The organism is Porticoccus sp. Uisw_050_02, from assembly GCF_047729555.1.
Classification (GTDB): Bacteria; Pseudomonadota; Gammaproteobacteria; order Pseudomonadales; family Porticoccaceae; genus Porticoccus.
Map to the genome: position 1 here is coordinate 671,446 of NZ_CP159825.1, position 23,025 is coordinate 694,470.

The 23,025-nt window shown below is 41.0% G+C and carries 21 protein-coding genes; 18 read left to right on the forward strand and 3 right to left on the reverse strand.

Going from position 1 to position 23,025, the window contains the following annotated elements; genetic code table 11:
• Window positions 1-8 precede the first annotated feature (8 nt).
• The 7 genes from fabG to ABXT41_RS03260 all read left to right on the forward strand — a co-directional run bounded on the left by fabG (window position 9) and on the right by ABXT41_RS03260 (window position 5,586).
• On the forward strand, window positions 9-752 hold the full coding sequence (gene fabG / locus ABXT41_RS03230) for a 3-oxoacyl-ACP reductase FabG (protein ID WP_415391387.1): 744 nt from the start codon (window positions 9-11) through the stop codon (window positions 750-752).
• A 183-nt stretch (window positions 753-935) separates the two neighbouring features.
• Window positions 936-1,172, forward strand: coding sequence for an acyl carrier protein (gene acpP, locus ABXT41_RS03235; RefSeq protein ID WP_415391388.1), 237 nt, complete (start codon window positions 936-938; stop codon window positions 1,170-1,172).
• Between the two features lie 87 nt (window positions 1,173-1,259).
• Window positions 1,260-2,105, forward strand: a complete 846-nt coding sequence (gene pabC, locus ABXT41_RS03240) for an aminodeoxychorismate lyase (RefSeq protein WP_415391389.1) — start codon at window positions 1,260-1,262, stop codon at window positions 2,103-2,105.
• Between the two features lie 53 nt (window positions 2,106-2,158).
• A complete protein-coding gene (gene mltG, locus ABXT41_RS03245; RefSeq protein WP_415391390.1) occupies window positions 2,159-3,118 on the forward strand; it encodes an endolytic transglycosylase MltG in 960 nt (319 codons plus the stop codon).
• 17 nt (window positions 3,119-3,135) lie between these two features.
• The gene (tmk, locus tag ABXT41_RS03250) at window positions 3,136-3,774 is read left to right on the forward strand and encodes a dTMP kinase (protein ID WP_415391391.1); all 639 of its coding nucleotides are present in this window, start codon (window positions 3,136-3,138) and stop codon (window positions 3,772-3,774) included.
• A gap of 3 nt (window positions 3,775-3,777) precedes the next feature.
• Window positions 3,778-4,734: a DNA polymerase III subunit delta' gene (holB, locus tag ABXT41_RS03255; RefSeq protein ID WP_415391392.1), complete on the forward strand. Its 957-nt coding sequence runs from the start codon at window positions 3,778-3,780 to the stop codon at window positions 4,732-4,734.
• A 72-nt stretch (window positions 4,735-4,806) separates the two neighbouring features.
• Entirely contained in the window at window positions 4,807-5,586 is a 780-nt protein-coding gene (locus tag ABXT41_RS03260) for a TatD family hydrolase (RefSeq protein ID WP_415391393.1), read from the forward strand.
• Window positions 5,587-5,588: 2 nt separating this feature from the next.
• Here ABXT41_RS03260 and ABXT41_RS03265 read toward each other — a convergent pair whose 3' ends face one another.
• Genes ABXT41_RS03265 through ABXT41_RS03275 form a run of 3 tightly spaced genes read right to left on the reverse strand, consistent with a single transcriptional unit; the run spans window position 5,589 to window position 10,347 of the window.
• On the reverse strand, window positions 5,589-6,530 hold the full coding sequence (locus ABXT41_RS03265; RefSeq protein ID WP_415391394.1) for a DUF4340 domain-containing protein: 942 nt from the start codon (window positions 6,528-6,530) through the stop codon (window positions 5,589-5,591).
• 12 nt (window positions 6,531-6,542) lie between these two features.
• Entirely contained in the window at window positions 6,543-9,407 is a 2,865-nt protein-coding gene (locus tag ABXT41_RS03270) for a Gldg family protein (RefSeq protein ID WP_415391395.1), read from the reverse strand.
• 1 nt (window position 9,408) lies between these two features.
• Window positions 9,409-10,347: an ABC transporter ATP-binding protein gene (locus tag ABXT41_RS03275; protein WP_415391396.1), complete on the reverse strand. Its 939-nt coding sequence runs from the start codon at window positions 10,345-10,347 to the stop codon at window positions 9,409-9,411.
• 336 nt (window positions 10,348-10,683) lie between these two features.
• On the opposite strand from ABXT41_RS03275, the gene ABXT41_RS03280 reads away from it, so the two are divergent.
• The 11 genes from ABXT41_RS03280 (at window position 10,684) to ABXT41_RS03330 (ending at window position 22,994) form a co-directional block, all read left to right on the forward strand.
• On the forward strand, window positions 10,684-12,459 hold the full coding sequence (locus ABXT41_RS03280) for an acyl-CoA dehydrogenase (protein ID WP_415391397.1): 1,776 nt from the start codon (window positions 10,684-10,686) through the stop codon (window positions 12,457-12,459).
• 73 nt (window positions 12,460-12,532) lie between these two features.
• Window positions 12,533-13,966, forward strand: coding sequence for a 3-isopropylmalate dehydratase large subunit (leuC, locus tag ABXT41_RS03285; RefSeq protein WP_415391398.1), 1,434 nt, complete (start codon window positions 12,533-12,535; stop codon window positions 13,964-13,966).
• On the forward strand, window positions 13,963-14,610 hold the full coding sequence (gene leuD, locus ABXT41_RS03290; protein ID WP_415391399.1) for a 3-isopropylmalate dehydratase small subunit: 648 nt from the start codon (window positions 13,963-13,965) through the stop codon (window positions 14,608-14,610). Before leuC ends, leuD begins: the two co-directional genes overlap by 4 nt.
• Window positions 14,611-14,660: 50 nt before the next feature.
• Window positions 14,661-15,734, forward strand: a complete 1,074-nt coding sequence (leuB, locus tag ABXT41_RS03295) for a 3-isopropylmalate dehydrogenase (protein WP_415391400.1) — start codon at window positions 14,661-14,663, stop codon at window positions 15,732-15,734.
• 62 nt (window positions 15,735-15,796) lie between these two features.
• Window positions 15,797-16,915 carry an aspartate-semialdehyde dehydrogenase gene (gene asd / locus ABXT41_RS03300; protein WP_415391401.1) on the forward strand — a complete coding sequence of 373 codons (1,119 nt, stop codon included), beginning with the start codon at window positions 15,797-15,799 and terminating at the stop codon, window positions 16,913-16,915.
• A gap of 133 nt (window positions 16,916-17,048) precedes the next feature.
• The gene (truA, locus tag ABXT41_RS03305; RefSeq protein WP_415391446.1) at window positions 17,049-17,834 is read left to right on the forward strand and encodes a tRNA pseudouridine(38-40) synthase TruA; all 786 of its coding nucleotides are present in this window, start codon (window positions 17,049-17,051) and stop codon (window positions 17,832-17,834) included.
• 113 nt (window positions 17,835-17,947) lie between these two features.
• Window positions 17,948-18,568 carry a phosphoribosylanthranilate isomerase gene (locus ABXT41_RS03310; RefSeq protein WP_415391402.1) on the forward strand — a complete coding sequence of 207 codons (621 nt, stop codon included), beginning with the start codon at window positions 17,948-17,950 and terminating at the stop codon, window positions 18,566-18,568.
• 41 nt (window positions 18,569-18,609) lie between these two features.
• A complete protein-coding gene (gene trpB / locus ABXT41_RS03315) occupies window positions 18,610-19,815 on the forward strand; it encodes a tryptophan synthase subunit beta (protein WP_415391403.1) in 1,206 nt (401 codons plus the stop codon).
• A 70-nt stretch (window positions 19,816-19,885) separates the two neighbouring features.
• A complete protein-coding gene (gene trpA / locus ABXT41_RS03320; RefSeq protein WP_415391404.1) occupies window positions 19,886-20,701 on the forward strand; it encodes a tryptophan synthase subunit alpha in 816 nt (271 codons plus the stop codon).
• Window positions 20,702-20,740: 39 nt separating this feature from the next.
• A complete protein-coding gene (accD, locus tag ABXT41_RS03325) occupies window positions 20,741-21,634 on the forward strand; it encodes an acetyl-CoA carboxylase, carboxyltransferase subunit beta (RefSeq protein ID WP_415391405.1) in 894 nt (297 codons plus the stop codon).
• Window positions 21,612-22,994, forward strand: a complete 1,383-nt coding sequence (locus ABXT41_RS03330; RefSeq protein ID WP_415391406.1) for a bifunctional folylpolyglutamate synthase/dihydrofolate synthase — start codon at window positions 21,612-21,614, stop codon at window positions 22,992-22,994. The genes accD and ABXT41_RS03330 overlap by 23 nt, the downstream gene beginning before the upstream one ends.
• Window positions 22,995-23,025 lie beyond the last annotated feature (31 nt).

A 23,025-nucleotide genomic window follows, 5' to 3' on the forward strand; every position in this document is an offset into this window, starting at 1 on the left:
ATTTTATTATGAGTTTTGAGAACAAAGTAGCACTTGTAACGGGCGCAAGCAGAGGGATAGGTGCAGCTATTGCAGATGGGTTAGGTTTACTCGGCGCCACAGTTATTGCTACAGCGACATCTGACGTAGGAGTAAAGAGTATATCGCAGCGCTTTTTAAGTAAAAATATAAAAGGCCAAGGAATGATATTAAACGTTAGCGATAAAGATTCAATTGATCATATGATGGAGTCAATAAAGTGTCACTATGAGGCTCCTTTGATATTAGTTAATAATGCAGGTATAACCAAGGACAATATTTTGATGCGCATGAAGGATGAGGAATGGCTTGACGTTATGGACACTAACCTTAACGCTATTTATCGTTTATCGAAAGCTTGCCTGCGGGGCATGACAAAAGCTCGCTGGGGGAGAATCATCACGATAGGTTCTGTGGTTGGCTCTATGGGTAATGCGGGACAAACAAACTATTCTGCGACAAAGGCTGGTGTTGGAGGGTTTACTCGTTCCTTAGCCAAAGAGCTTGGCCCGCGCAACATCACTGTTAATACTATATCACCAGGATTTATCAACACAGACATGACCAAAAACCTTCCAGATGCAAATAGAGATATGATTTTATCTCAAGTTCCGCTAGGTCGATTGGGTGAACCAGAAGAGATTTCTGAAGTTGTAAATTTTCTAGCAGGAGATACTGGAGCCTATATTACAGGAGAGAATATCCATGTAAACGGTGGCATGTATATGTCATAAGATACTGTTTTATATAGTTAAATAATGATTTTTTCAAAATTAGTTACAAGGCGTGTTATTTCGATGTAAAATGCGCGACTGACGAAAGTCATTTTATAGAATATTTATTATTAGGTTGCAATCGTGATGTTAAAAAATATTCACTCAGCGATTTAGTTATTTTTTAGAAACGGGAGATGATTCATGAGTAGCATCGAAGAACGTGTAGCAAAAATGGTTGCTGAGCAACTTGGCGTGAAAGAAGCAGATGTTAAGACATCTTCATCTTTTGTTGAAGATCTTGGGGCTGACTCATTAGATACTGTCGAGTTAATTATGGCTTTAGAGGAGGAATTTGACACAGAGATTCCCGATGAAGATGCTGAAAAAATTGCAACTGTACAAAATGCGATAGACTATATTAATGCAAACATTGTTTAATTTAAGCTAGAAGCCTTTAGAGAGCCGCTTGTACTAAGCGGCTTTTTTTTTGCCTGCAATTAATCGATATATTTGGTTTAATTACTTATGAGCAGTGATAATGAATTTCTTTGTTTTATAAATGGCGAGCCAGCAGACTCTATTTTGGTTAGCGATCGGGGGCTGTCTTATGGACATGGATTATTTGAGACCATCAAAATATCCAATAAGATAGCACCACTTTTAAGGTACCATCTTGAGCGGTTAACTGAAGGAGCTAGAGCTATTGGCATCGCTTGCAATGAAGCGCTCCTAAAAAAATACTTTTACCAGCTCTTGGAGATGATTCCTGAAGACGGAGTTGTAAAAATTATTGTTACAGCCGGCAGCGGGAAAAGAGGATATTTTTACAACAAACCAAACAGCACTTGTTATATTTTACAATGGTACCCCATTGATACAAACTTTTCTTTGCCTAGAGCACAAGGAGTTTCATTAAAGTGTTGTCAGCATCGCCTGCCCATCTCCCCTTTGCTGTCAGGCATTAAGCATCTAAATCGATTGGATCAGGTTGTTGCGCGAGCAGAATGGGAAGATGAATTTTATGATGGACTGATGTTAAATCAGGATGACTATGTGGTTGAATGCGTAAGTAGCAACATTTTTATTTTTAAATCAGGAACCTGGATTACCCCCGAGATTACAGAATGCGGGGTTGCTGGCGTCATGCGTAGATACCTCATGGATGATTTATTTCCAAGCACTGGATATATTGTTAAAGAAGTTAAGCTAGCTATGAATGATTTGCTGTCTGCTGATGAGGTTTTTATTTGTAATTCTATTGCTGGAATTTTACCGGTGTTATCTGTTGATAGTCACTGTAGCTGGCCTAGGGGCAATTACACCCAGAAGATACAAAAAGAACTATATAAGGTTTTTCCATGCTACCAGTGAGGCGTAAAAAGTTATTATGGACATTTTTGATAAGCCTCAGCTTTATATTTTCAATGGAACGACTTTCTTCTTTTCTTGATTCTCCAATTACAGAACTAAAAGAACCCTTGGTTCTAGTTGTTCCGAAAGGTAGGGGATTAAGCGCTATATCAGATGAGTTATCAAAAAAAGGGCTTCTTTCGTGGCCAAAACTTTATGTAGCTTATGCTCAAGCCAGCAGCCAGACATCTATTTTTGCCGGGGAATACTTGATTTACCCAGGTTCTTCGTTAAAAAATATTCTTAAAATCTTGACTGATGGAGATGTAGTTAAATACAAATTAACTATACCTGAAGGGCTACGCTCTAGAGACTTTTTGGATCTGCTGGCTAGACAGCCAAAACTATCTCATCAGTTGAATGGTTTGAGCGATGCAGAGATTATTGCCACCCTTGGTGGAAAAATTTCTCAGTTTGAAGGGGCTTTTTTCCCTGACACATATTTATATAGTAAGGGGGATAGTGACATTGAAATTCTTCAATTAGCGCATGATGCTATGAACAGAACGCTAAAGGAAGAGTGGGAGCAAAGAGCCCCTGATTTACCCTATAGATCTTCCTATGAGGCTTTGATATTGGCCTCAATCATAGAAAAAGAGGCCAGTTCCACCTCTGAAAAGAAAAATATTGCTGCTGTTTTTGTCAATAGGCTGAAAAAAGGGATGCGCTTGCAGGCAGACCCCACCGTAATATATGGCTTGGGAGATAAGTATCAGGGCAATATTACACGGCGTCACTTAAAGAAAGCCACACCATACAATACCTATGTGATTAAAGGCCTTCCGCCCACTCCAATTGCCCTGCCTGGTAGAGATTCCATTTATGCAGCGCTCCATCCACTGAAAACTGATGCTCTGTATTTTGTTGCAAAGGGGGATGGAAGCCATTTTTTTTCCGCCAGTCTAGATGAACACTTAAACGCAGTGAAGCAGTATCAGTTAAACCGAAAATCAGACTACCATTCAAACCCGTGAGCTTAGACTGGCTATTTATGAATAAAAAATTGGGAAAATTTATAACTATTGAAGGGGCAGAGGGCGTTGGAAAAACGACCAATATGGCGTTTATTAAAAAATGGTTAGATGAAAAAGAGATAAAACACATATTGACCCGAGAGCCAGGAGGTACACCTATCGCGGAAAGTATTCGCGATCTATTGCTGGTGCCCAGAAATGAAATAGTGGATGAGAGTACAGAGCTGCTGTTAATGTTTGCTGCGCGAGCCCAACATCTTGCTGAAGTGATCATCCCAAGTTTGAATCGAGGGGAGTGGGTGCTATGCGATCGATTCACTGATGCTACATACGCCTATCAGGGCGGAGGTCGCGGTATTTCGAGTGAAAAAATTTCCACCTTAGAGCACCTTGTCCAAGGGGATTTACGTCCAGATTTAACCTTATTGCTAGATATTCCTGTCACACAAGGGCTTGAAAGGGCTCTAGGTAGAAGTAAGCCAGATCGATTTGAGCAAGAAAAAATAGAATTCTTTGAGAGGGTCAGAGGTAGTTATCTCTCAAGGGCATCTGATTTCCCTCAGCAATATCGAGTGATTGACGCCTCAAATACTTTGTCAGAAGTTCAACTAGAGCTTGGGGTTGCTTTGGAAGAATTTTTGCATGAGGTAAAATAAATCATGCTTGACTCTTACCCAGATGCACCTAATATTTATTTTTCTTGGCAAAAATCTCAATGGGAAAAGTTGAATTTCGATATAGAGAACGACCGACTCCCTCATGCCATTAACCTGGTGGGGCCAAGCCATGTCGGTAAATATCAATTCGCTGCATCGTTTGCCCAGAGAATATTGTGTCTTAGTTCGCTAGATGGCCATGCTTGCGGTCAATGTAAGGCATGTAAGCTTATTTTTGCAGACAATCACCCTGATTTAAGGAGGCTGGAGCCAGACAACAAAAGTAAAACTCTAGGTGTTGATAGTATTCGTGAGCTGGGTGAATTTTTTGCGAAAACATCACAGCAGGGTGGATGGAAGGTGGTCATCATTAATCCCGCGGAATCCATGAATCTTAACGCAGCAAATGCATTGTTAAAAAATCTCGAAGAACCCCGAGAAAAAACCTTAATACTATTGATCTGTCATCAGCCAAGCAGACTGTTGGTGACTATAAAAAGTAGATGCCGGCTAGTAAGATTTCCAGTTCCCTCACTTCCGGAGATGAGATTATGGCTATCAAAGAATTTAGCGCCCAGAGAAGACATAGAGGAACTGATTCAATATGCTAGCGGTAGCCCGCTTCTAGCCATCAAGCTTACAGAAACTGGTCTTCTTGAATCTCGTCGTAAGTTTGATAGATTGCTGGATGATCTGGCTACACATAAGATTTCAGCCATAAGTGCTGCTGAAGCATGTAAAGAAAACGATCCTCACATGGCTTTAGATTGGCTATATTATAAGCTAGTCTTGGAGATTAGATCTGGAGCTAAAATCACTTCTCCTGTGCTGTCTTTTCGCTATATGGATAGATTGATTCAATCGAAAAAATTAGTACAAAGCCCAGCCAATCTTAATTTATTATTGATTTGGGAAGAACTACTGATTAACTGGCAGCAGCTATTTAAAAAAAATAAATAAGTACTTAAATAACTTTTTAAGCTATCCGAGTTAAATGGTTAACAGACCGCAACAAAAAGTAAGGATTTTATAGTGTTTGTAGACTCGCATTGTCATCTCGACCGTCTAGACCTAAGCATCTATGGAGGATCCCTCGATCGTCTACTTGATGCTGCTAGAGAGGCAGGCGTGCATCGTTTTCTCAGCGTTGGTATTGATATCGAGTCATCTAGAAAGATTCTTGATTTAGCTGCCAAATACAGTGATGTCGATGTGTCAATTGGGCTCCACCCTCTGCAAGACTCTATTCCGGTTATCCCTAGTGTTGGTGATCTAGTTGCTCTTGCTCGCCATCCTAAGGTAGTCGCTATAGGTGAGACAGGCTTAGATAATCACTATGGCAAAAAGTCTTCTGGCTGGCAGCAAGAAAGTTTTATTGTTCATTTGCGCGCTGCTAGTGAGCTCCTGAAGCCAGTAATTGTCCATACTAGAAAGGCGCACAATAAAACGATTGAGATTTTGCGCAATTATGCAAATATAAGATCTGCCGGAGTGCTTCATTGCTTCACTGAAACATTAGAAATGGCTTGCGAGGCAATCGAGTTAAATTTTTATATTTCATTTTCTGGAATTATTACCTTTAAAAATGCGGCCTCTTTAAGAGACGTGGCAAGCAAAATTCCCTTGGATCGAATATTAATAGAAACGGACTCACCTTGGTTAGCGCCTATTCCTCATAGAGGCAAGAGCAATGAACCAAAATATGTATCAGAGGTAGCCAAGCTGATTGCTGAGATCAAAGAAATTACTTTAGATGAAGTCTGCGAAACAACATCGTATAACTACCAACAGTTATTTCTCTCTAATTTATAAGATTATTTTTCGTTAGGGTTCGATCCTGTCTCGCTAACAATTAAATCTACTTTTTTAATGCCTGCAATTTTTTCATACACAGCTTGATCGAGTGTGAAATATTCATTTCTGTCACTCCGGGTCACATAAAAGCTATTGTCGGATTTGACGAATGTGTAGATCCATTTGCCTGTATCATCAGTAACGTCTACTTGTAATTTTTCAGAAGCATTTGGCTGGGTATCTGGATTAAATGAAGAAATTTTTAGGATTTTTAGACTGGAGAGTAGTTGATCCAATTCATCTGCTTTATTTTGATCTAGCCTTTTAGGTGAGCCTTTCCCCAAAAGAATGGATGGCCCTGATCGGTCAAATTCCCAACTTGCACCAGTTCTTTTCAGCCTGTAATCGGCAGCTTTTATCATGTTGATATTATTTGTCGCAATCAAGGATTTATTAAACCATTCTCCAACATTTGCACTGATATCAAGAGTATCCAGCTTGACGTTGTATATAGTGTCGTCGTTAATTTGACGAACATTTGATTGGCGGAGCCCTATCGAGCTTCCGAACAACAACTTCCCGACAGAAGTGTTATTCTTGAAAAGTTCTACACGCCTCACAAATTTGCTGTCCGAGACCTTAAATCTTTCATGGCTATCGCGTAGAGTTGCAACTGGCCAACCAGTCTTTAATGATTTTAGATTACGAAAAAAAGCGTTAACAGATGCAGTACTTACAGGCAGTTGTTGATTTGATAGCGACCATGAGCTATTGGATTTTACTAAAGTGATCCCGCCACCTGTGTCCTCAATGGTGAACTTGTCAATACTTGCCCAGTCGATATCCAAAATTGGTTTTGGCTTATGTGCGACAGATTCAAGATGGTTGCTCCACAGAAGAGTTGCTGCAATTAGCACCTGAAGCATCAATAGGCTTGTTAGCCAGAATTTTAGTTGTTTCATTATCGCTCTCCTTTATCGAGTCAGTAAAGTTGTATAGCGAAGTTGTTTTAATTTTTTGCGACGTGTTCTTACCAGCGCTATTGTTAGTAGCGACATAACAATTAACCCATAGTTTAAGTATTCCCAGAATAACTGGGAGCCATATTCCATTGAAGGCAGTGTGCGATTGAAATGGCCGCGTGAGCGAATGCTTAGAAGGCCGGCATCCTCAAGAGCCCAGTCTATAGTGTTTGCAATAAGATCCATGCTTCCTCGGTACTCACTACCAATAGCGGAATTAGCAATTGTTAGAGTCTGATCCCTAAGAAAATCATTAGAACTAAATAGTATGAGTTGAGAGGCCGTTGGTGATTTTTCCAAAACATCTCGCGTAATGATATCTGTTTTGTCGACCTCTTCCAAAGTAAGAGGGGACTCTTTTCCAGAAAAATAGGAAGAAAATCCACCTTTTATTGCAACGCCTAGCAGGTGCGAGTCAAAATCACCAGTGCGACTAAAGGGCATTACACCTTCATTATCAATTTCCGGCATGATTTCAGTATCATCTGAAAGCCATGATTTTTCAGAGCTCCTTATTAGCTCAATGACTTGTCTTGGGCTGTTTTTTTCTTCGTCGATACTGATGGGTGAACTCCAAGCCATTGTGACTTGCTCTAAATTTGCAGTAATAGGATTTTCAGAATTGAATCCATTGGAGCGAATATCTGCAAAGTAGGGGTATTCAATCATTCTCACTTCTTGGACTTGGTTACCACCAACTTTCCGCATAACAGGTAAAGGAAATGCTTTGTTTTGCATATCAAGAACTAGTGTTTCTTCCATGAATAGACCGTGGTGTTTCAGCCAGTCTTTGAATTCACCCTCAAGTTTCGCTAAACCTAGCCCTCCTTGACCTATAGTCATAGTGTAAGGAGAAGACATTACAACAACTGACCCCCCTTTCATTAAAAATTGATCGACAGCAAAGACTTCCTTGGGTTTCATTCCGTTTGGTGCAGCAACTAGAAGAATATCAATTTCTCCAGAAACACGCCCATCGCTGATATCCTCATCCCTAATATTTAGGTCTGTGCCCAAAAAGCCAGCCAGCTCTGTAAATCTTGGAACAGATAGGCCAATTTGGGCTAATTTTGGATCATCTTTAGGTTGAACTATGCCAATAGTTTTTACGAAGCCTTCCCCAAAGCGCTTTATGGCTGCCTTGAGATTTCGCTCAAGGCTAACCTTAGTCCTGTCTTCCAAAGGAACCTGTATGGCCATTCCATCTTTTTCAAGAATGAGATGAAAGTAGAAAAAATCACCTGCAAACTGCTTGTTTAGTGACAAGGGCTGCAGTCCATATAGTTTAGATAGTTTTTTGGCGCCAGAACTACTATTTTCATAGGGGTCAATTATATTTAATGAGAATAGACCCTTAGAGTTTCGCGTTAGCTCCTTTGAAAGCTCTAAAACATCATTTTTATGCAGGGTTAGGTCGTTCGGTAAAAGGCTATCATTAGAAATATATGCGTTCAGTGCAAGCTTCCCCTCGATGGAGTCGAAGATATTGCCACCACTTCGATAGGTGTTTAGCACCTTTTTGATACTCCGAGTCAAATCATACTCTGGATTACGAAGAACTATTTCAAAATTTTTATCTCCCTGTGCTCTTGTTTCGATCAAGTCTTGAAAATCTAGGACCTCAAACTCTTCACCGTAGCCCACTAAAATATGGAAATATGAATTAACTATAGCTGATTGATAGCGATCGGCCACCTGAAGTGGTATTGGCCTAACACCATACTTCTGATTTGCCTCTTCTTCTGTCTCTATACTGGACACGGGGTCTATGAATTCAATGCGTATTTTACCCTTGCCGGCAATCTTATATTCGCGAATTAGATCTTTTATTTGAGGAACCAGGGGAGATAACATGGGGTGAGTTTTCCCGCTAAAATAACCCCGTATCAGTAAAGGCTCTTCTAGCTGACTCAAGTATTCTCTTGTTGAGGAAGAGATGGAATATTGCTTGCCCTGGGTTGTGTCAATCCGAAGAGATGAGATCTGACCAAGCCATAAGTTGACACTGACTATGTTAATGACAGCGAGGATTATAACGCTACGCCAAATTTTATGGCGTGGGGTCGAAGTATTTTCTGCCCAGCGCTCTTTTTCTAGCGTGAATATATTAAGAGATAAAAAAACAAAAATAATACTTAAATAATAATAGAGATCTCTGATATCTATTACTCCTCGAGTAATAGAGTCAAAACGAGCCCCAGTTCCAAGCAACCTAAACCATTCGCCAGCCTGATTTCCAAAAAAATCAGTAATTGTAGCTGTTCCAATTAGATAAAATAATCCTGATAGTGAAACAGCACAAATAAGGCTAACTATCTGATTATCACTTTTTGCCGATACGTACAAACCTATAGAGAGGTATGCTGCGCCAAGAAAAAAGGCTGCTAAATAGCCTGCTACTATTGGTCCCCAGTCAAGCTCACCAAGCTGAGATATAGTCAAAGGTAGAGGTACGGTGATAATAAGCGCGATCGCAAGCAATGCCAAGCAGCCAACAAATTTTCCAACTACAAAATACCAAAGAGGTAGTGGTTGAGTTAAAATATGCTCGAGAGTACCAGTTCTTCGCTCTTCACTCCAAAGTCTCATTGTCAAGGTGCTTGTAAGAAACAAGAGAAGAATGGGCATCCATTCAAATAATGGCCGGATATCAGCTATGTTTCTTGAAAAAAATGACTCCCCCCAAAAAAATATAAACAAAGAAACTGCTGCAAATGTTGCTAAAAATAAGTAAGCAGTAGGAGATGCAAAAAATAAGGTTATTTCTTTTGATGCAATACGCCAAATTAACTTCATATTTTTTGATGAATTGTTCATTTTAAGTATCCATTCTATTTGTGCTTGAGGAAAGGTCATTAGCCTCTCTGAATAAAGCCTCTAGATCTTTGACCTCTTTGTTTATGGAATAAAGATTAGCTCCAGAAGAAACAATTAATCTAGCGATTTGCCCAATAATTGCGTCATCTTCGATTATATCTTTAAGCTCTATGCGGTAAGAAAAAACGGAATTATCTTCTGTTAGTAGTTCATCAACAGAACTAATGTTATCGATAGATAAAAGTGCTGTAATTATCTCATCCTTGGTTAGCGAAGATGAGAGCAATAAGTGGTTACTTTTTCTTAACTCTTTTAGCTCTGCATCAACAGCTACTTTTCCATTTCGGATAATAAGCGCTCTACTACACAAAGCATCAACTTCTTGCATAATGTGTGTCGAAAGAATCACGGTTGCATCTTTTGAGAGATCGCGAATCAATGTCCTCACAAGATTCGTTTGTTTAGGGTCAAGGCCATTTGTCGGCTCATCTAAAATTAATAGTTTGGGCTTACCTAGAATAGCCTGAGCGATACCCACACGTTGCTTGTAGCCGCGAGATAGGGTTGATATGGGAGAAAGAATCTTTGATTCTATATCCGTTGCCTGAATTACTCGTTTTATTTCTGATATTTTTTGGTTTTCATCTATCCCTTTAATCTCACTAACATAATCAAGATAATCAGCCACAATCATTTCTGGGTAGATAGGTAAATTTTCAGACAGGTACCCAATGTCCTTCTGTGCTTTTTTAGGATTATCTTTGAGGTTGATATTGTTGATTTTAATGGTGCCATGATTTGATTCTATGAATCCACTAAGCATTTTCATGATTGTAGTTTTACCCGCACCGTTGTGCCCAAGCAATCCGACTATTTCACCTTTAGCTATTTTGAAGCTGACATCATCGACTGCTTTAAGATCACCATATAGTCTTGTCAATTTGTTAACTTCCAGCATCATGGACTCCGTAATTCAAATTTCTATATTTTCTGAAAAAGATGATATCTGCCTTATAAGCTTTTTTTATTGTAGCTATGCGAAGGCAAATTTAAGAAGCTTTGCATACTACACTAAAAAGATACTTTTTATATATAATGACTAGCTACGAAAGCCCTTTGGGTTCTCTTAATTAATTTACCAAAGATACGATTAATTTTTTATAATTCAACCTTTTTTACCTAAAAAATTAAATATTTTTTAGGTAAGTCGCGACACATATGTATTTAATATGTTGTCATGCAGCATTAGTAGTATTTGTTCAGAGGATATGACGGTATGACCACCTATAGCGCACCATTAGATGATATTAAATTTTTACTTAACAATGTGCTGGAGATGCCCAGCATATCAAAACTTCCTGGATTCGAAGATGCCACTCCAGATATGGTGGATGCTATCCTCAACGAAGCTGCGCGTTTTTATGGTGAAGTTCTGGCGCCAACCAACAAGCTTGCTGACTCTCAAGGGTCAAGATTAGATGGCGACAGGGTGGTTACCGCCCCTGCTCTGGATGGCATCTATAAGCAAATTGTTAATGCGGGCTGGCCAGGATTAACAGGCAGCAGAGATTTTGGCGGACAAGGATTACCTATGCTGTTGTCTGTGGCTGTAGACGAGATGTCTCAATCAGCAAATATGGCGTTTAGTCTCTGCCCGATGTTAACTAAGGGGGTGGTAACCGCTTTAAATATTTATGGTAGCAGTGACCAAAAAAAGATGTATTTAAGCAATCTTATTTCTGGTGCCTGGTCCGGCACCATGAACTTAACTGAACCTCAGGCTGGATCAGACTTATCGGCTGTAAAAACGAAAGCCACGCTCAATGGAGATCACTATCTTCTTAGTGGTCAAAAAATCTATATTACTTGGGGGGATCATGATTTTACCGATAATATTATTCATTTGGTGCTTGCACGTACTCCAGGTGCACCCGAAGGCGTAAAGGGAATTTCTTTATTTATAGTGCCTAAATTTTTAATTAATGACAACGGAGAGGCTGGAGAAAGAAATGACGTCCGTTGTGTTGGCATTGAGCATAAGCTTGGTATACATGCTAGCCCAACCTGTACTTTATCTTTTGGAGAAAAAGACGGTGCTATAGGATACCTTATTGGCGATGAAAACCAGGGCCTAGTTTATATGTTTGCAATGATGAATGAAGCTAGACTTGCTGTTGGCTTGCAGGGTATTTCAGTTAGCGAGAGAGCCTACCAGCAGGCAGTATATTTTGCCAAAGAAAGAGTTCAAGGAAGCACCCCCGATAACAAAAACACAACTATTATCCATCACCCAGATGTCCGTCGTATGCTAATGACAATGAGAGCTCTGATTGAAAGCGGCAGAGCTCTTACCTACTCTGCATTTATGCATGAAGACTACATGCATAAATCAGACAACAAAGAACGGAAAACATACCATCAACGACGTATCGATTTACTTACGCCGCTTGTTAAAGGCTGGTGTACAGAAAATAGCGTTGAGATTACATCTTTAGGATTGCAGATTCATGGCGGAATGGGGTTTATTGAAGAGACTGGTGCAGCGCAGCATATGAGGGATGCTCGAATACTACCTATTTATGAAGGCACCAATGGAATACAGGCACTAGATCTTGTAGGTCGCAAACTTTCCAGAGATAAAGGTAAGGCTGCAATAGAGCTTCTAGAGGATCTTTCTCTAATTGTTCGAGATTCTAGAGTCGCTAAGCTTGAGGTCCTTGCAAATAGTCTAGAGGCCTCGCTAGCAGCCTGCAAAGAGGCAATAACCATCTTGCTGACTGAGGGAAAACAAGATTGGACGATTCCTTGTGCATCCGCTTTTAATGTGATGATGCTAATGGGGGGAACTGCAGCAGGAGCGATGTTGGCAAAAAGCGCTATTGTAGCAAGCAATCTCAATGATAAAAGTTCAGGAAATGCTATTTTTAACAAAAATAAAATATTAACAGCTATTTTTTATGCAGAGCAGGTAATGCCGCGTAATACTGCTTACCTAGAAGCAATCAGGGCAGGCTCTAAGAGTATAATGGCACTGGATGTGAAATATTTCTAAAAAGAGTTAGCATTTAAAAGAAATAAGAAATTTTTATTTGAAATAACAACTAGCTAGAACACGGATAATGAAGATGACTGGAAAGACACTATACGATAAATTATGGCAGTCTCATTTGGTTAGCCAGAGAGAGGATGGCTCTGCGCTACTTTACATCGATAGACATATTTTGCATGAAGTTACCTCACCACAAGCTTTTGAGGGCTTAAGGCTGGCAGGTCGAAAGCCATGGCGTCTCGACATGAATCTTGCCACTCCGGATCATAATATTTCTACAGATTCCGATGAAAGAGCTGCTGGAGTTGATGCTATCCCAGATGAGACATCACGGATTCAGGTTAAAACTCTTGATGATAACTGCGACTATTTTGGTGTTCGTGAATTTAAAATGAATGAAATGGGCCAAGGAATAGTACACGTAATGGGCCCGGAGCTGGGAGCCTCATTGCCTGGCATGACGGTGGTATGCGGGGACTCCCACACGGCTACACACGGAGCATTTGGCTGCCTAGCTCACGGAATAGGTACTTCAGAAGTAGAACATGTTCTGGCAACACAATGTCTGGTAACAAAAAAAATGAAGAATATGCTTATTACTGTAGATGGTAGTTTGGGCTCAGGTGTTACACCAAAAGATGTTGTGCTAGCTATTATTGGGAAGATTGGTACTGCCGGTGGAACTGGCTATGCCCTTGAGTTTGCAGGCCAAGTATTTTCAGATATGTCCATTGAGGGCCGTATGACGGTATGTAATATGGCAATAGAGGCTGGCGCTAGAGTGGGTATGGTTGCCGTTGATAGTAAAACTGTTGAGTATTTTAAAGATCGTCAATTTGCTCCAACCGGCGATACTTGGACTAAAGCAGTTAGCCATTGGAATTTATTGCAAAGCGATAAAGACGCTATATTTGATGCAACAGTTAAACTAGATGGCGCAGACATCGCACCCCAAGTTACCTGGGGTACATCACCGGAAATGGTGCTTCCGGTCGATGGAGTTATCCCTGATCCAAATGACGAAAAAGACCCTCAGAAAAGACAGGCAATAATACAAGCCTTGAGTTATATGGGCTTAAAGGGGGGCACTCTCATAACAGATATCCCTATAGATATTGTTTTTATTGGCTCTTGTACAAATTCACGTATAGAGGACATGCGCGCAGCAGCTTCTATTGTTAAAGGCAGAAAGATTGCCAGCACTATAAAGCATGCTTTGGTAGTCCCGGGCTCACAGATGGTCAAAGCGCAAGCAGAGGCAGAGGGTTTGGATAAGATATTCATGGATTCTGGAATGGACTGGAGGGAGCCTGGTTGCTCCATGTGCTTGGCAATGAATGCTGATAAATTGGCCCCTAGCGAGCATTGCGCGTCAACATCTAACCGTAATTTTGAGGGGAGACAGGGTAGCGGAGGAAGAACACACCTGCTCAGCCCATCAATGGCTGCAGCTGCAGCTATAGCTGGTCATATCATAGATGCTCGCTTTTATACTGAGACGGCCCAATGAAGACTTTTACGCTACACAAGGGGCTGGTGGTTGGAATAGATCGCCCTAATATTGACACCGATATGATTATCCCCAAGCAATTTCTGAAATCCATAAAACGTAGCGGGTTTGGTCAGAATCTTTTTGATGAGTTACGCTATATGGACGAGGGTAAACCTGGAGTGGACTGTAAATCTAGAATTCTAAGGGATGATTTTCCTCTTAACTACCCACGCTACACTAGTGCTTCGATTCTCTTAGCTCAAGAAAATTTTGGTTGCGGCTCTAGTCGCGAACATGCACCTTGGGCTTTAGAGGACTATGGATTTAGAGTGATTATTGCACCAAGCTTTGCTGACATATTCTTTACAAATTGCCTTAAAAATGGATTATTACCTATTGTTTTAAGTAAAAAAATAGTTAAATATATTTTTGATCAGGTAGAAATTACTGAAGGTTATCAGTTGTCTGTAGATCTACAGAAACAGGTTGTTATTACGCCTTCCTCCGATGAGTTTTTCTTTGATATCGATGAATTTAGCAAGCGTGCATTGTTGGAGGGCTTGGATGAAATTGGATTAACGCTAAAAGAAAGTGATTTAATCTGCGCTTATGAAGTGGAGCACATGAAGAATGCCCCATGGATTTTTGGTGCAATTAAGTAGCTTTTGTCGTTAACACGCAACTATTTTGATTGAAAAAAGGAAATTTTTAAATGGGCAAGAAGTTACTTATTCTTAAGGGAGATTGTATAGGTCCTGAGATCGTCAATGAGGCAATAAAGGTTCTTCGTAAAATTTCTCAGCTATACTCTATAGATTTCGAGATGACCGAAGGCTTGCTTGGTGGAGCAGCATACGATGAGACAGGAGATCCTTGCCCAGAAGAGACTCTTGAAAAAGGACATCAATGTGATGCTATATTAATGGGGTCTGTAGGCGGACCGATCTGGGACGGCCTAGATCGTCGTTTCAGGCCGGAAACTGGACTCTTGAAATTGCGTTCAGACCTTGAGCTTTTTGGTAACTTAAGGCCAGCTATTTTGTATCCGCAGCTTGTAGCGGCTTCGTCGCTTAAACCTGAAATAGTTTCAGGCCTTAATATTCTGATTGTTAGAGAGCTCACTGGCGGCATCTACTTCGGAGAGCCACGGGGCATTCGTATTCTAGAAAATGGAGAAAAAGAAGGTTTCAATACATATAAGTATTGTGAGTCTGAAATTCGCCGTATCGGACATCTAGCTTTTGATGCTGCTATGCTTAGAGATAAGCGTGTTTGCTCGGTAGACAAAGCAAATGTTCTTGAGGCATCAATGCTCTGGCGAGAAATTATAGAAGAAACTGCCAGTGACTATCCTGAGGTCACTCTTTCTCATATGTATGTAGATAACGCAGCAATGCAGTTAGTGAAAGAACCCAAGCAATTCGATGTGGTGGTTACAGGCAACATGTTTGGAGACATTCTGTCTGATGCTGCAGCAATGCTAACAGGATCGATAGGGATGCTTCCTTCCGCATCACTGAACAAGAATGGCAAAGGGCTCTATGAGCCTTGTCACGGATCTGCTCCAGATATTGCCGGTCAAGGAATTGCTAACCCATTGGCAACTATACTATCTGCCGCCATGCTATTACGCCACTCTTTTGGTGAAAATGAAGCGGCAAACGCCATCGAGAACGCAGTAAGTGACGTTTTGGATGCTGGTCTGCGTACTCCAGATATTTGCAGTCAGGGCAATATAAGAGTAAACACTTCAGACATGGGCGACGCGGTAGCGGCTGCGCTATAGATAGCCTTCGGTGTATAAAAAATAATTGCTTGCGTAAAAGAATTCTTAACGGTTGAAATCAGATGAAAAAAGTAGGATTTATTGGTTGGCGTGGAATGGTTGGCTCGGTATTAATAAATCGAATGCTTCAGGAAGATGATTTTTCCCAAATTGAGCCAATTTTTTTTACTACCTCTCAGCTTGGAAATTTAGGTCCAGTTATTGGGATGGAATCTACGTTGCTGCAAGATGCAAACAACATTGAGTCTTTGTCCAAGCTGGATATTATTGTGACCTGTCAGGGCAGTGATTACACGAAAGCCGTGCACACGCTATTGCGACAAGCTGGATGGGATGGCTATTGGATTGATGCAGCCTCTAATTTGCGTATGTCTCAAAGTGCCGCAATTGTCTTGGACCCAGTAAATTTAAGTTTAATAAAAGATGCCATCACTCATGGAGTCAGAGACTTTGTGGGCGGTAATTGTACTGTTAGCTTAATGTTGATGTCACTTGGAGGTCTTTTTAGAGAGGGTTTGGTGGAATGGGCCTCATCTATGACCTACCAAGCAGCATCAGGTGCCGGCGCAAAAAATATGAGAGAACTTATCGCTCAAATGGGGGGGATATATCAATCGGTGCAGTCTGAACTCATAGACCCTTCATCAGAGATTTTAGAGATTGACCGCAAGGTATCTGAAATTATGCTTAGTGAAAATTTTCCAATACATAACTTTAGTGCGCCACTAGCAGGTAGTCTTCTTCCCTGGATTGATACCCAACTTGAAACTGGTCAAAGCAAAGAAGAATGGAAAGGGCAGGCAGAAACCAATAAAATTCTTGGTTATTCTTCTGATAGCCTGATACCAATCGATGGCATTTGTGTTCGAATTGGTGCGATGAGAAGTCATAGTCAGGCACTCACAATTAAGCTCGCTAAAGACGCCCCAATTGATGAAATCGAGGATATTTTAAACAATGCGAATGACTGGGTTAAGGTCATTCCAAATGACCGTGACTCGACGCTGTCCGAGTTAACTCCTGCTGCTGTAACCGGTAGCTTGCATATCCCTATAGGGAGATTGAGAAAAATGAACATGGGAAATGATTATCTTGCAGCCTTTACTGTTGGAGATCAGCTTTTATGGGGGGCTGCAGAGCCTTTACGGAGAATGTTAAAAATATTGTTAGATGCAGCTTAGATTCTAATTTTTTTAAAATATTTTTCTAAATATAGGATATAAATAAATTAACTCTATTAAATATAAAACTTGGGTATATACGCTAAATTGTCAGGTACCAAATGGAGAGAATCTACCAGACGGGATAACACGGATTGCCGCTGCCATTGAGTATGATGGAAGTGATTATTGCGGTTGGCAGAGACAAAATCATAGTCCAAGCGTGCAAGCTGAAGTTGAAAAAGCATTTTCAGTTGTAGGAGATGAGGTTATTTCTATAGTTTGTGCTGGCCGAACAGATACTGGCGTACACGGAACTAACCAAATCGTACATTTTGATACCTGCGCAAAAAGATCTTCTCGGCAATGGCTTCTTGGGGTAAATGCAAATTTACCTAAAGGTGTTCGTGTTCACTGGACTGAAGAGAAAGCTGCTCAATTCCATGCTCGCTTTAGCGCAACAGCAAGAACGTATCGCTATATTATTTCTAATCAGTTTTATCGTTCTGCCCTTTACCATCGGCTGCTTACATGGGAAAGAATTCATTTGGATGAAGAGTTGATGGAAGTTGCCGCTCAAAAATTACTGGGCGAGCATGATTTCACTTCTTTTCGGGCTGCTGGCTGTCAGTCATTATCCCCCAACAGGGACGTATATTCTGTGAAGGTTTGGAGGGAATCTCAGTTTGTAATTTTTGAAATTATCGCTAATTCATTCCTTCACCATATGGTTAGAAATATAGTAGGTAGTTTGATTTCTATCGGGAGGAGGGAGAAGGAGCCTGAATGGCTTGGCAGTTTGTTAAAAGATTGTGATCGATCCAAGGCTTCTTCTACCGCCCCTAGCAATGGATTATACTTGTGCGGGGTAAACTATCCTTCAAGATATAAGATTCCTAAATTTAACTTAGGCCCTCAAATTATCTCATCTCAAGACTAAATGTAAAACTGTACATGGCATACACAGGTTTGCTCTAAAATCATAGGCTTGGGAATACCTTTTTGCTACAATAAATCTTTGGTATTTCATCAATCTTGCGAATCGAGTTTATTGTGAATAGAACTAGAGTAAAAGTCTGCGGAATAACTCGGCTAGAAGATGCCACTATGGCAGTCAACCTTGGCGTAGACGCTATAGGGCTCGTATTTTATTCTGCAAGTCCAAGATTCGTAGAGATAGGTACTGCTGCTGTAATAGCCGCCGCTGCTGGTCCGTTTGTATCAGTTGTGGGACTTTTTGTTAACGCTTCCGTTGAGCAAGTCAAAGAAACAATTAGTTTGGTTGACTTGGATATTTTACAGTTCCATGGCGATGAAGATGAAGCATATTGTAATCAATTTTCTAGACCTTACATTAAGGCGATACGAATGCATCATGATCTAAATCCAAATAAATCAATTTTAGAATATCCTTCCGCTCGAGGATTTTTATTTGACTCGTGGTCTCAGGATAAATATGGCGGCACAGGGGAAATTTTTGACTGGAATCGTCTCGCTTCTCTTCGGGGTCGCCCTATAATTCTTGCAGGCGGATTAAGTCCAGATAATATTGATAGGGCTGTCTCGACACTAAAGCCTTACGCGCTAGATGTAAGTGGTGGCGTGGAGGCAGCACCTGGGATTAAATCTTCTAAATTAGTCCAGCTGTTTGTTGATCGCTGTTCTAAAGCTTAAGTGTTTTATTCTCATAGATTATTTTTTTGGAGAAGTGTGTAATGAGTGTGAATTTCGATCAGATGCCAGATGAGAGTGGCCATTTTGGACCTTATGGAGGTAGATTCGTCTCTGAAACACTAGTCTATGCATTGGATCAACTTACATCTTTGTATGAAAGGCTAAAAGATGACCCTGAGTTCCAGGCTCAAATTGACTATGATCTAGCCCATTATGTTGGAAGACCTTCCCCTCTTTATTTTGCAGAACGATGGACCAAAAAAATCGGAGGGGCTCAGCTTTACTTAAAAAGAGAAGACCTTAATCATACTGGTGCGCACAAGATAAACAGTGCTATTGGTCAAGCTTTGTTGGCTAAATACACAGGAAAAAAGCGAATAATTGCAGAGACCGGGGCAGGACAGCATGGCGTTGCTACTGCGACTGTAGCTGCTAGACTGGGGCTGGAATGCCATATCTTTATGGGTGAGGAGGATATTCGTCGTCAATCACTTAATGTTTATCGTATGAAGCTGCTTGGGGCTATAGTAGTTCCTGTTACTTCTGGGTCAAAGACCCTAAAAGATGCCCTCAATGAAGCCTTAAGAGATTGGGTTAGCAATGTAGATGATACTTTTTACATCATAGGTACCTGTTGTGGGCCGCACCCATATCCAGAAATCGTTCGTAATTTTCAGTCTGTTATGGGGCGTGAAGCTCGCCAGCAATCACTGGTTCAAACAGGAAAGCTCCCAGATGCCCTGGTTGCGTGTGTTGGCGGCGGCTCAAATGCAATTGGCTTGTTCCACCCTTTTCTTAACGATAAATCTGTTGCTATGTATGGCGTTGAAGCTGGAGGATTTGGGGTGGCCTCAGGAAAGCATGCCGCGCCATTAAATGACGGAGTTCCTGGTGTTCTCCATGGAAATCGCACGTATCTAATGGAAGATGAAAATGGACAAATCATTGAAACTCACTCGATATCGGCTGGCTTGGATTATCCTGGTGTCGGCCCCGAGCATTCCTGGCTAAAAGATCTTGGTCGAGTAAACTACGTTACTGTTAACGATGATGAGGCTATGGCTGCTTTTTACACGCTAACTCAAATAGAAGGGATTATTCCTGCCCTTGAAACAAGCCATGCAATTGCATATGCAGAAAAACTAGCAAAAACAATGGACTCAGATCAAACCATCATCATTAATCTTTCTGGTCGAGGTGACAAAGACATACTCACAGTTGCAGAGATTGATGGTATTTCATTGTAAGCTTTTGTCTGCTGCATTGAGCTAGCATCATATTCAATAAAATGAATTAATTAAATAGGAAGCGCTGTTTGTGAATAGAATTAACAAATGTTTTGAGAGTCTTAGTCAAAAAAACAAGAAGGCTCTTATTTCTTATGTTGTATTAGGTGATCCCGCAAAAGATGTGACGCTTCCCGTCATGCATGCTCTGGTTGACAGCGGAAGTGATATTATCGAAATTGGGGTTCCTTTTTCAGATCCAACAGCAGAGGGCCCGGTAATTCAGCGTGCCCATGAGCGAGCACTAGAGAATGGCAGCAGTCTTGATGAAGCTTTAATTTTGGTAAAGAAATTTAGAGAAACTGACGTCAATACTCCGGTGATATTGATGGGTTATACGAACCCGATTGAAAGAATGGGATATGAAAAATTTATAGAACGTATGGTTGTTTCTGGGGTAGATGGAGTTCTTACAGTCGATCTGCCACCAGAAGAGGCAGAAGTATTCAATGAACAGTTAAGGGCATCTAATATAGAGAATATATTCCTTTTGGCGCCCACAAGCAGTCAGATAAGACAAAAGAAAGTAACCAACATGGCCGGGGGTTTTGTTTACTATGTTTCATTAAATGGTGTTACTGGCGCTGCCAACTTAGATGTTGATTCTGTAAAAGATCATGTTAGTAGTATTAGAGCGCTAACTAAGCTCCCAATTTGTGTAGGATTTGGCATTAAGGACGGCGTGACCGCAAGGGCGGTGGCAGATGTATCTGATGGTGTAGTGGTAGGAAGCGCTATAGTTAATAAAATTGCTGATCTTGCAAAACTGGGGGAACTCGACCCCTTAATATACGCTGAAACAGTTTCAGTTATTATTAAAGATATACGCGATGCACTTGATAAGTAGCAACTGAGCTTGCGAATAAATGACTAAGCGAGAAATATTATGAGTTGGCTGGAAAAAATTCGTCCAAAAGGTCCTGATACCAAGACAAGGGATCGCACCCAAAACGTCCCTGAGGGAGTATGGACAAAGTGCCCAAAATGCAGTGCGCCTTTATATCGTCCAGAGCTTGAAAAAAATCTAGAAGTTTGCCCTAAGTGTGAGCATCACCTAAGAATAAGTGCAAGGCGTAGGCTGGACATATTTTTAGATAAAGAAGACCGACAGGAGCTAGCAACTGAGGTTCAGCCTATCGATCGACTTAAATTTAAAGATATTAAAAAATACAAAGATAGAATTACTGAGTCGCAAAGGTCCACAGGGGAGGATGATGCTTTAATTGCGATCAAAGGGAGGCTAAAAGGTATGCCTGTTGTGGCTATGGCTTTTGAGTTTTCTTTTCATGGTGGATCTATGGGTTATGTGGTTGGAGAGCGATTTACCCGTGCTGCTCATCTGGCTCTTGAGAATAATATTCCAGTGGTTTGTTTTTCTGCAACTGGCGGTGCGCGGATGCAGGAGGCCTTAATTTCTCTTATGCAAATGGCAAAAACTAGCGCTGTAATAGAAAAACTAAAGAATAATGGAATCCCATATATTTCTGTTATGACGGACCCAGTTTATGGCGGTGTTTCGGCAAGTCTTGCGTTGCTTGGCGATATTAATGCGGCGGAACCAAACGCTAGAGCTGGTTTTGCTGGACCAAATATTATTGAACAAACTATTCGCCAGAAATTACCCAAAGGATTTCAGCGTGCAGAATTTTTACTCGAACATGGCGCAATTGATATGATAATAGCTAGGCATAAGATGAGAGATACACTCGCCTCTTTGCTTGCTAAGCTCACATATGCAACTAAAAGTGACGGTGCAGATGCCACAAAAAACTCTATCTGAGTGGTTAAGTCTTCTAGAAGTAAATCATCCAACAGAAATTGAATTTGGGTTAAATCGCATAGCCCGAGTTGCGATGAAGCTCGGCTTTTCATCCTCTGAAATAGATAAATTAGCTAACTCAAACATAAAAGAAGAGAATCGTCTGCATGGCGGAGACAGCTCCAAGATTGGGGTCAAACATCTTGTTAGTCCCGCTAAAAAAATTATTATGGTTGGTGGCACCAATGGTAAGGGCTCTTGCGTTGCAATCCTTGATGGTATATTAAGAGCTGCCGGCCACAAAGTGGGCACATACACTTCGCCGCATCTGATCAGATACAATGAGCGAATAAGCATTAATGGCTGCCATGCAACTGATGCGGAGATTTGCTCTGCCTTTGAGGAAATAGAGCTAGCAAGAGGTCCTATTAGCTTAAGTTATTTCGAATTCTCCACTTTAGCAGCATTACTAATTATGGCTTCTGAAAAATTAGATTTTGCAATACTTGAAGTTGGGCTTGGGGGGAGGCTGGATGCAATCAATTTTATGGACCCATGCATGTCAATTATCACCAGTATTGCGCTTGACCATCAGGATTGGCTTGGCCATGATCTTGATGGCATAGGGGCTGAAAAAGCTGGCATAGGAAGGAAGGGGATTCCTCTGATTTATGGCGACATGCAACCTATTCAGGGAGTTCTGGATACTGCTGGTAGCCTACAGGTGAAACTTTTAATAAATGGACAAGATTTTTCTTTCGAGCAATTTGGCGTACCAGCACCTGCATTTCTTCCAGCTGCTAGCGTGGCATGCGGCTTACAGGCTGCAGTACTTTTAGATCCAAGTCTAAGTTCATCCTTGCTCGAAGAGGCTCTGAGTCTTGTACGACTGGATGGTCGCTATCAGAGGTTATGTGTAGACGGTGTAAACATTATTTTGGATGTAGCGCATAACCCGCAAGCATCGGAGTTGCTATCTAAACGATTAGCTCATTCAGCAAAAGGTAGGATTGTAGCAATAGCAGGAATGATGTCAGATAAAGATATTTTGGGTATTTTAGAGCCCATGATACCAATAGTTGACACTTGGTACTTTTGCGATATACCCGGCAATTCTAGAGCATCTAGAGCTCGCAACGCTGCTTCTATATATAATGATCACTTGCAAGCGAGAATCTGCAAGCAAATGCATAGAAATCACTCCAAGCCAGGAGGCAGTCTTGATGTTGGTTCAGAAAAAATTGAAGTTTTTGAGCGAGAGTCTTCAGAAAAAGCCATTAAAGAGGCCATCAGTAATGCAAAGCCTGCAGATACTGTAGTTGTTTTCGGTTCTTTTGTTGTTGTCGGCTCTGTCCTTAATTGGCTAAAGAATATAAATTAGCTGAGTTTTTAAGTTACCATCAACCAGGAGT